An 8,786-nucleotide genomic window follows, 5' to 3' on the forward strand; every position below is an offset into this window, starting at 1 on the left:
ATTGAGTCCACGGACTTTCACGGCGGACGAACGAGCTGCGCGTTGGTGAGGTTCTCCTCGGAGATCCACCAGCTTCGAATCGTACCGATGCGCTCTCCCGCGGCCGGCGAGTCCCTCGCGACAATCACCTTCACCACCGCGGGCTTGCCCGCCCCATCCACCACCGGCACCTTCACAGCGACCAACCGGTCCGTGGGCGCGGCGCTCTCCAGCGCGTACGACGCATGGGCATACAGGTGCTTCTCGAAGTTGCTGAGCGAGCCGGTGCCGCGCCCCTCGAAGATCGTCTTCGGGACATTGACGGCCTTGCTGTCGTAGGTGTAGCGGATGACGCGCAACTCGGTATCAACGGTGTCACCCGGCAGTCGGAAGCCCAGCTTCTGCTGGTTCGTGACCTGAATCTTGTCCCCATACATCCGCAGGGTCTCATCCCAGGCATCCCGCGTATGCCCACCCGCGAAGCCCGCTTCCTGGAAGGGCTTCGATGGCTTGATGGACAGCCGGTAGCCGGTGGGCGGGGCCTGTGCGCCGGTCCACTCGAACTGGGTGCCACTCGCCAGCGTGACGCGCACCCTCGCCGTGGGCTGGAGCGGAATCTGGAACCCATCCACCGTGGGCTTGAGCTTGCCCAACACCGCGCCCGTGTCGTCGAGCACCTCGACCAGCTGCACCGCGCTGGAGCCCGGCATCGGCTCCAGGAAGACCACCTGCGTCGCCGGAACCTTCTTGCTGTTGGTCAGGCTCACCTGCTGGTTGTTGCCGCGCGCGGCCCGCGACGTGAAATCGGTGTCCGTCAGGTGGGGACGCACGCCTCGCAGTCCCGTCGTCGTCTCGTCCAGGTGCTGCAACAGCGTGGCGACAGGGGGACCTTCCGCCGGGAAGTGCAGGTAGAGGCGCTGGCCTTGTCCTGGCTTCGGCAGCGAGCCCTTGATGCCCAGCGCGATGATGCCCCCCGTCGCCATGAACTGCGCCAGGACCAGCGCCTTCGCCGCGTCCTTGTCCCCTCGGCTCCCGGCGGCCTGCTCTATCTGGTCCAGCTGGGTGGCGATCTGGTCCGTGAGGACCGCCAGGGTGATGACGTCCGCGGCGCCCTTGCCCAGGTTCAGCGGGATGTAGAGCCGCTCGGAGTAGACGGCGAGCCGCGCCGCCAGTCCCGACCAGGCCTGCCCCTGCTTCGCCGCGGCTGCCGCGCCCAGGGTGATTCGCCCGGCGGCCAGCGCCGAGGCCCCCGCCAGCCCCGCGACGACCGCCGCGACGTCGAGGGTGATGGCGGACCAGTCGCGGTTGCCGTGACTCAGCCGCTCCTGGATGTCACCGGCCGCCGCCACCGCCCCGATGACGCCCGAGCCCGCCAGGACCCACGCGCCCGCCACCGCCACCGTGCCCGTCCCGAAGGTCGCCAGCGAGAAGCCCACCGCGGCGACGCCGAGCCCGATGTAGCTCACATACTCGTGCCAGCTGCGCCGCTCGGTCGTCTCGATGCGACCGCCGGTGCCTCCAGGCACCTGGTAGTGGATGATGCCCTTGGGGAAGTGGACCTTGTAGTCGAGCTTCTCGAAGAGCGCCCTCGACGGCTCGGACTGCCCCGCCGCCACGGCCTCCGTGTCCTCGAAGGTGCTCTTCGGATTGGTGATGTCCTTGAGGTGCCACTGGCCCTGCTCGGACCAGAGCAGCAGCGACAGCGGCACCTCGTGGATGCGAGCCGTGGCCCGGTACTGCTCGTCCGGGTGGAAGACGGCCTGCACGCGGCGCACGCCCGGCTTGCCAGTCAACGCGTCGAGCTGCTCCCGCATCGCGCCCAGGTATTCGACGCGCTGCGCCTCCTGCGAGCGGCCTCCCTTGCGCAACGAATCGAGGATCCACTGGTCCATGCCCTGGACCAGTCGCCGGTAGTGCGACAGCGCGGCCTGCCAGCTTCCACTCCGCAGGCTCTTCTCCAGCTCGGGCCCCGCGCCCTTCTCGCCCGTCGGGTCCAGGCGCGCATCGGTGTACTTGTTGGTCGAGCTCCACCAACCATGCGCCGCCCGGAGCTCCACCGCGCCGCGCGTCTCGTCCGCCAGGGCCTTGTAGAAGGCCGCGGCGTGGACACTGGCCTGCTCCTTGAGCGCGGGCTGGACGGTGTTGGCGTTGGCCTGTGGCTCCAGGCGAATCATGTCCGCGGACAGCACCAGCCAGGACGTGTAGGTCCCCTTGCCCAGGAACCCGCTGCTGGCCGCCTTGTGGCGCTCGGCGCGCATGGCGCCCTCGTAGGCGTTCAGCTCGTCACGCAGGGGCCCGAGCGCGGCCTGCTCGGACAGGCCAGTGATGGCTTGCGCTCCGGAGGCCGCGAGCTGGTCCTCGCGACTCGGAGTGGCCCGGCCTCCTCGGATGACGCCTTGGCGCACGGTGAAGGCGAAGAGCTTCTCTCCACCCACGGCGGCGCCCGTCACCCGCAGCTGGTGGTTGCGGGCCTGCTCCGGGTCTCCCCCGCCATCCGCCTCGTCCGGCGAGTCGAGCCGGTCGTTGATGCGCAGGTCGACCTTCTGGTCCTGGTCCAGGTCCAACGCCACGGAGAGCCCATCCGAGTCGAGGACCGCCAGGGAGGGGACGCCCGTGAGCTGCAGCGGCACGCCCATGCTGCCCGTGGCCCCCTGGGACTGGAGCGCCGAGATGCCCAGCAGGGCGCTCCCACCGTTGCGCTGCACCGTGACGCGAAAGCGGTCCCGATAGGCGCCCAACGTGACGTCAACCGAGGAGACCCCGCCCGATGTCCGCACCGCGTCCGCGGAGGCGATGCGGTGCACGACCTTCTCCGGGGGAAACGTCGCGGTGAGCTCCTGGCCCGCCACGGTGATGCGGTAGGAGACGCCCTTCGCGTCGCGCGTGGGCGGGTAGACGAGCAGGAGCTGGGAGTCGGTGGGCAACACCAGGGAGATGCGCGTCGGCGCCAGCCCGTCCGTCGTCTCACGAAACAGCGGGAAGAAGCTGCCCCGGCTGGTGGGCCCCGGAGCAGGAAGCTGGAACAGGTAGGCGCGCTCCTGCCGCGATGACAACTGCATCACACGCAGCTGCAGGTTCCGGGGCACGTCCTTGTAGGTCGGGTGGGGCCAGTAGTCCTTCGGCACCACATTCAGCAGGAGCTCCTTGGACTGGTCTCCATCCCCGTCGATGCGCAGCTCGGTGCCGAGGGTGCGCAGGTCCAACAGTGACTGCGGCTTCTCACCGGGGACATCTCCCTGCGTCGCGGAAGGCGCAGACGACGCCGGCGCCGCTCGGGCGCTCGGGTCCTTCACCCAGAAGGACTGGAAGCTCCCGCCGCCACCCCCAATCACTTTCAACGAGAGGCTGTGCTCCCGGCCCCGGCCTGGACTCGCCTCCACGCGGACCTGGTCGACCAGCTTCACCACGCGAGAGCCATTGCCGTAGAGGTCCAGGGAGAGCGACAGCTCATCCGGAGCGAACTCGCCCGGAGGCAGCAGGACGGCCCTCAGCGGGGCCGTGCCCAATCCGACGCTCAGGCGCGCGCGCCGGCCATCCAGCCCAGGGCCATCCATTGGAAAGGGGCCGGTGTACGCGACGCTCACGACGAGGCGGTCCTCACCACTCACCTGACTGCGCTCGAAGGTGATGGTGAAGGAGTCTCCTCCCCATTGGACTGTCTTCGGGGGAGGCAGTCCGCTGGGAGGAGGCTCGTCGTAGAGCGCCAGCCCCGCCGGCGCGCGTCCCCGGACGGAGAAGGGACGCCCCTGCACGAAGGAGCGCGCGGCCTGACCCGCCTCTTCCTCCAGCTCCGCGCGGCGCTCCTCGGTCAGTCCTCCCCCGGCACCAGCGCGCTGCTGGAGTGCATGGGCGACCTCGTGCCCCACCCGGCCTCGGCCTTCCTCACCTCGCACGTCGCTGAAGCCTGGCGCGAGGTGGACCTCGCCATTCACCGTGAGCCCTCGCGCGCCAGCGGTCAGCGCCGAGCCCGGATGGATGGGAATGTGCGCGGCCGCGGGGCCGAAGGTCCGTTGGAGCCGCGCTCCCATCGGGTAGTAGGCGCCGCCGCGCGGCATCGACGGGGGTTCGATGGGGAGGCGGGAGAAGTCGAACCGTGGAGCCGGAGCGGGAGGCAGTCCCTCCATATCCAGGGCATCCGGAGTCCGCGCCTCCTGCGCCTGCGTACCACCTGACAGGACCACCTGGAGCGAGGGCGCCTGGGGTGCCCTGACCTGATTGCGTGCCGCTGGCGCCGAGCCGGGCGCCGGCGCGGACACAGGGCCCGACCTCTTGTCGAACGTGGCCATGGCAAAGTCCCCCGAAACCGCCGCGGCCGAGCCTAACACCTCTCACGACAGCGGGCGTGAGGGACACGCCACCGCCCATGGGCCAATACATGTGTGCGAGAGGCGCGCCCCGAGGCGCCCCACGACGGGTGGGCATGACGAACCCGCGCAAGAGAGGTGACTACCGCGTGTGCCCCATCAGTTGCGTGGCCTGACGGGCCAGCCGCCGCCACGGGTTGGTGCGACCTCCCTTCTCCAGGGAGATCTCCTTGGAGACGGCCAGGTCCTTCTCCCAGCACCGCCCCAGCTCGCGGACGAACCGCGCATCGTGAGCCGTTCTCCAGGAGCTCCAGCCGATGTCCGGCCTGAAACCCGACACCGATGGACTGGTATAGCGAAAAGGAGAAGCCCTCGGGCCCGGGGGGCAATTCGTAGGGGCCGTGCATCTCGTGGCTGCAACGATCAAGACCCTCGCCGAAGCCGTGGGCCCCCGGACTGAGCAGCCATGCGTCGCGCATCGGATGGTCTCTCATTGCTTTTCAACCTAGGGACACTTCTCCTCCCCGGCACGCCAGGGCTGCCTGCCTTTCCATCGCAAGGCGGCGGACCATCCCCCGGATGCTCGCCCGCCTCAATTGAAAATCAAACAGGAAGCATGCTAGAGAATCGGCGCTCCACCCAATACTAGACATCACGGAGTTCCCATGACGAGGAACGTGAAGCGCTCTCTGGCGGTCATCCTCCTGACCCTCGCGCCCATGAGCGGGGCCACGGAGCCGTTCGCCTTCGGCTTCCCGCGTAGCGAGTATGTCAGCACCCCCACGACACAGACGGTGGAGCTTCCGGCACGACGCGGGGACTCCGCATCTCCTGCGCGGTTCACCCTGATCCAGTCGTATTACGTCCTGAATCTGATCGGCTCCACCGTCTTCGCGGGTGGCACCCTCGTTCCTCAACTGCCCACCCTTCTGAACGGCGGCTGGGGCATGACCCAATTTCCTTTCACGCCCCCTTCGACCCACACCTACTACTACACGACCAACACGGGGAGTGGCCCCGCGAAGACGTGCGTCTGGCAATTCACGGTCACCCGCACCGGCGGCCTCTGCTCGGGAACCATCAACCAGAGCGCCCTCGGTTCGCCGCCCCCAGTCTGCACCGTCGACACTGCCAACTCGTATGTCGACCCTGTCTCCTGCGACACCCAGGTCGTCACCCTCATCCAGTGAGGTGACGCCAGGGACCCACCCACCTTGGCGGAGATGATGACATGTCAGGAGGGCTTCGCGAGCAGGATGGCCGACACCGTGGGAACCATGCCCGCCACCTTGAAGGCCCGGCGGACGCTGTGACTCACCACCGGCTGCTTCACGTAGGCGGCCTGCTGCTTCAGCGCGTCGAAGCACTTCCTGAGCGTGGCGGTCTGATGCACCAGGGCCAGTCACCCGCGCGAGGCTTGGGAGCATCGAAGGCATAGCGCGTCTTGCTGGGAACGTAGCTCAGGGTCCCCTTCTGGATGCGCCACTCAACGTCGTGCTCCGGCTCCACCGACTGATGCAAGGGCCATATGTTCGAGCCCGCCGGCCTTGGGACCCAGCCGTATTGCGGCCACGATTGTCTCTGGGGCCCTCTGTAATCGATATCTTCGCGCACAGCTCAAGCGAGGCCACGATGCTCTCCGACGTCCTGACTTCGCCTGACTTGCTCAAGTAGAGCCAGGCGTCACGGCCCGGACGTCACTCCGTGGTCACTTCCACTCCCGGCCTCAAAGGCCCGCGTTCCATCTCTCCCGCCCTTGGAACTACCATGGAGGCATGGCGACCCTCATCCCCGCCCTGAACCAGTGCCTCCCTCGGATGCAGTCGGGGGAGAAGCGCGTGGCAAGGCGGCTCGAAGAGAAGCTCGAGGACGACTATCTCCTCTGGTACGACGTCGCCATTGGGCAGACGGGCCGCCACCCTGACTTCATCGTCCTGCATCCCCGCCGAGGCATCCTGGTTCTGGAGGTCAAGGACTGGAAGCGCGACGGAATCCAGCGCATCGACAAGAACAGCGCCACCCTGCTCACCGGCGACGGGCCCAAGGAGGTCGCGAATCCCTTCGAACAGGCACGGCTCTATGCCCAGGACATCGCCTCCCTGCTTCAGAGGGATGCGGCCTTGGTTCTCCCAGAGGGGCCCCACCGGGGCAGGCTGGCATTCCCTTGGAGCTATGGCGTCGTCTTCTCCAACCTGACCCGGGCGCAGTTCGAAGACGCACGACTTGGCGACGTCATCCCTTCACATCGGGCCATCTGCAAGGACGAGCTCGCCGAGAGCGTCTCCCCCGAGGCCTTCCAGCAACGACTCTGGGAGATGTTCCCCTGGGTGCCCGTTCGCCCGCTGACGCTTCCCCAGGTCGACCGGATTCGCTGGCACATCTTCCCGGAGCTCCGCATTGGAGGAGCACAGCTCGGCCTCTTCGAGCAGCCAGACGCCGAAGCAACACTGCCCGACCTCATCCGCATCATGGACCTCCAGCAGGAGCAGCTCGCTCGCAGCCTGGGAGAGGGACATCGCGTCATCCATGGCGTCGCGGGTTCCGGCAAGACGATGATTCTGGGCTACCGCTGCGTGCAGCTCGCGAAGGTCCTCCAACGGCCCATCCTCGTGCTGTGCTTCGGCCGTCCCCTGGCGGAGTGGCTGGAGCCCTATCTGACCGCACGAGGCATCTCCCGGCAGCAGGTCAACGTGCGCACCTTCCACGCGTGGTGCCGCGAGCAGCTCGTGACCTTCCACGCGGGCCTCCCGCCTCAAGGGCTCTCCTCCTCCGAGTATGTCGAGCAGCTCGTCCAGCGAGTCATCCACGCGGCCGACCGGGGTCTCATCCCTCGTGGGCAGTACGGCGCGGTGCTGATTGACGAAGGGCATGACTTCCAGCCCGAGTGGCTCAAGCTGGTGGCCCAGATGGTCTCACCGGAGACCAACTCCCTCCTCGTCCTCTATGACGACGCCCAGTCCATCTACCGGCGCGGACGCTTCAGCTTCCGGAGCGTCGGCATCCAGGCGCAGGGGCGAACCACCATCCTTCGCCTGAACTACCGCAACACTTCCGAAATCCTCCAGTTCGCGTACCACTACGCCAAGGACGTGCTCACGCCCGAGGATGCGGACGAAGACGGCGTGCCACTGCTCCTTCCGCAGAGCGCGGGCCGCCATGGTCCACCGCCCCAGGTCATTCCGTTGCCCAGCCTGGGCGCGGAGCTGAACTACCTCGCGGGGCATCTGCGACAGCTGCACTCCGAAGGACTCCGCTGGAATGACATGGCGGTGCTCTACCGCGCCGTCGATGTCGGGGACGCCGCCATCCACCAGCTGCGTCGGTCGGGCATTCCCTTCCAGTGGGTGGGCAAACGCGCGCCTCAGTCCGCGCTGAAGCCCACCGAAGACAGCGTCAAGGTCATCACCTTTCACTCCAGCAAGGGCCTGGAGTTTCCAGTCATCGCGATTCCGGGACTCGGCCGCCCCTCCCGACATGCGACCGAGGCCAGAGAGGAAGCCCGCCTCCTCTACGTGGCGATGACGCGAGCCGTGGACCGGTTGGTGCTCACGGGGAGTCCAGAGGCGTTGCGTGCCACCCTGCCCTCCCAGCGGACCTCCTCGTAAGCGGCTGCCTCCGGCGGTAGCGCCAGCCGCATAGAAGAAACCAGGGACCGGGGGATACTCCCGGCCCCCTACCCGTCACGAGCGTGGCGGCTTTAACAGAATTGACAGCCCGTGCAGTAGATCGAGCCATCGCCATAGATGGTGCAGGTATCGCAACAAATATAGACATCCGCCAGATACGAAGCCGTCTTCTCTTCCGAGGAAAGAGTCTCCGTAGTCCCGTCCTTCATCTCGAACGTACCCGACGACAACGCGACGGCCTCGGCGTCGCCGTGAACGACCATCGCCCCCTTGTCGCCCTGCTCGATGCGGTACTCCGGGTCGGAGACGCCACCACAACCGGTAGCGACAGTCGCGAGAACTACGAGCCCGACAATGCGGCGAAGAATCATTGCTTCATGCCTTTTCGAGGAGGCGCCGGAATGGCGCAATCGCCAGCATGAGGGGGCTGTGATTTATTGTCGATGCGTGTCAATGCTACCCCGGGTCATCGTCATGAGCGACCCCGGTGCGCGAGCAGTCACTCACCCTGTCGCCGTGGACTCCTCAGCCAATTTCCGCAGGTCGAACGCCTTCATCCCTCGCAGGGTGCGATAACGCTCCGGGAAGGCGGTCAGGATGAGCACCTGGAGCGTCTCTCCCGCCTGCTCAATCAACTCCAGCGCACGCCGGTGACGGGCCGCGTCCGTGTTGACCAACGCATCGTCCAGGACCACCAATTGAGGCTCGGGCCTGGTGCCCTGCTTCGACAGCATCTCCCCGAGCGCTAGCCGCAATGCTGATCAGTTAGGTAGCCCTTGCATGGGGCTACCAAGCTGGTTGAGGGTGTGGCGATCTCGCTCTTGGAGATCGCTACATGGGGCTGGCTCAGGCCGTCCAGGGCGCCGCGTTGGTGGCT

Annotated in this window: 7 protein-coding genes; 2 read left to right on the forward strand and 5 right to left on the reverse strand. The window is 67.2% G+C overall.

Annotation, left to right across the window (positions count from 1 at the left end; translation table 11 throughout):
- Window positions 1-17: 17 nt before the first annotated feature.
- A complete protein-coding gene (locus LZ199_RS41200; RefSeq protein ID WP_253999282.1) occupies window positions 18-4,265 on the reverse strand; it encodes an eCIS core domain-containing protein in 4,248 nt (1,415 codons plus the stop codon).
- A 160-nt stretch (window positions 4,266-4,425) separates the two neighbouring features.
- Window positions 4,426-4,623 (reverse strand): phospholipase D-like domain-containing protein, encoded by a 198-nt coding sequence (locus LZ199_RS41205; protein ID WP_253999283.1) that lies wholly within the window; start codon window positions 4,621-4,623, stop codon window positions 4,426-4,428.
- Window positions 4,624-4,948: 325 nt separating this feature from the next.
- Here LZ199_RS41205 and LZ199_RS41210 point away from each other — a divergent pair, with 325 nt between their 5' ends.
- The gene (locus tag LZ199_RS41210; RefSeq protein WP_253999284.1) at window positions 4,949-5,473 is read left to right on the forward strand and encodes a hypothetical protein; all 525 of its coding nucleotides are present in this window, start codon (window positions 4,949-4,951) and stop codon (window positions 5,471-5,473) included.
- Window positions 5,474-5,517: 44 nt separating this feature from the next.
- On the opposite strand, the gene LZ199_RS41215 is transcribed toward LZ199_RS41210, so the two are convergent.
- Complete coding sequence (locus tag LZ199_RS41215; RefSeq protein WP_253999285.1) at window positions 5,518-5,676, reverse strand: hypothetical protein; 159 nt, start codon at window positions 5,674-5,676, stop codon at window positions 5,518-5,520.
- Between the two features lie 382 nt (window positions 5,677-6,058).
- Between LZ199_RS41215 and LZ199_RS41220 the strand changes: the two genes are divergently transcribed.
- Complete coding sequence (locus tag LZ199_RS41220; protein ID WP_253999286.1) at window positions 6,059-7,888, forward strand: DEAD/DEAH box helicase; 1,830 nt, start codon at window positions 6,059-6,061, stop codon at window positions 7,886-7,888.
- 92 nt (window positions 7,889-7,980) lie between these two features.
- On the opposite strand, the gene LZ199_RS41225 is transcribed toward LZ199_RS41220, so the two are convergent.
- Window positions 7,981-8,280 carry a hypothetical protein gene (locus tag LZ199_RS41225; protein ID WP_253999287.1) on the reverse strand — a complete coding sequence of 100 codons (300 nt, stop codon included), beginning with the start codon at window positions 8,278-8,280 and terminating at the stop codon, window positions 7,981-7,983.
- A gap of 132 nt (window positions 8,281-8,412) precedes the next feature.
- A complete protein-coding gene (locus LZ199_RS41230; RefSeq protein WP_253999288.1) occupies window positions 8,413-8,643 on the reverse strand; it encodes a hypothetical protein in 231 nt (76 codons plus the stop codon).
- Window positions 8,644-8,786: the final 143 nt, after the last annotated feature.

Source organism: Myxococcus qinghaiensis, from assembly GCF_024198215.1.
In the GTDB taxonomy this organism is placed as follows: Bacteria; Myxococcota; Myxococcia; order Myxococcales; family Myxococcaceae; genus Myxococcus; species Myxococcus qinghaiensis.

Excerpts from the sequence above, each read along its gene's own strand:
- LZ199_RS41200 (WP_253999282.1), bottom strand. The coding sequence starts at position 4,265 with ATGGCCACGTTCGACAAGAGGTCGGGCCCTGTGTCCGCGCCGGCGCCC.
- LZ199_RS41210 (WP_253999284.1), top strand. The coding sequence starts at position 4,949 with ATGACGAGGAACGTGAAGCGCTCTCTGGCGGTCATCCTCCTGACCCTC.
- LZ199_RS41220 (WP_253999286.1), top strand. The coding sequence starts at position 6,059 with ATGGCGACCCTCATCCCCGCCCTGAACCAGTGCCTCCCTCGGATGCAG.
- LZ199_RS41225 (WP_253999287.1), bottom strand. The coding sequence starts at position 8,280 with ATGATTCTTCGCCGCATTGTCGGGCTCGTAGTTCTCGCGACTGTCGCT.
- LZ199_RS41230 (WP_253999288.1), bottom strand. The coding sequence starts at position 8,643 with ATGCTGTCGAAGCAGGGCACCAGGCCCGAGCCTCAATTGGTGGTCCTG.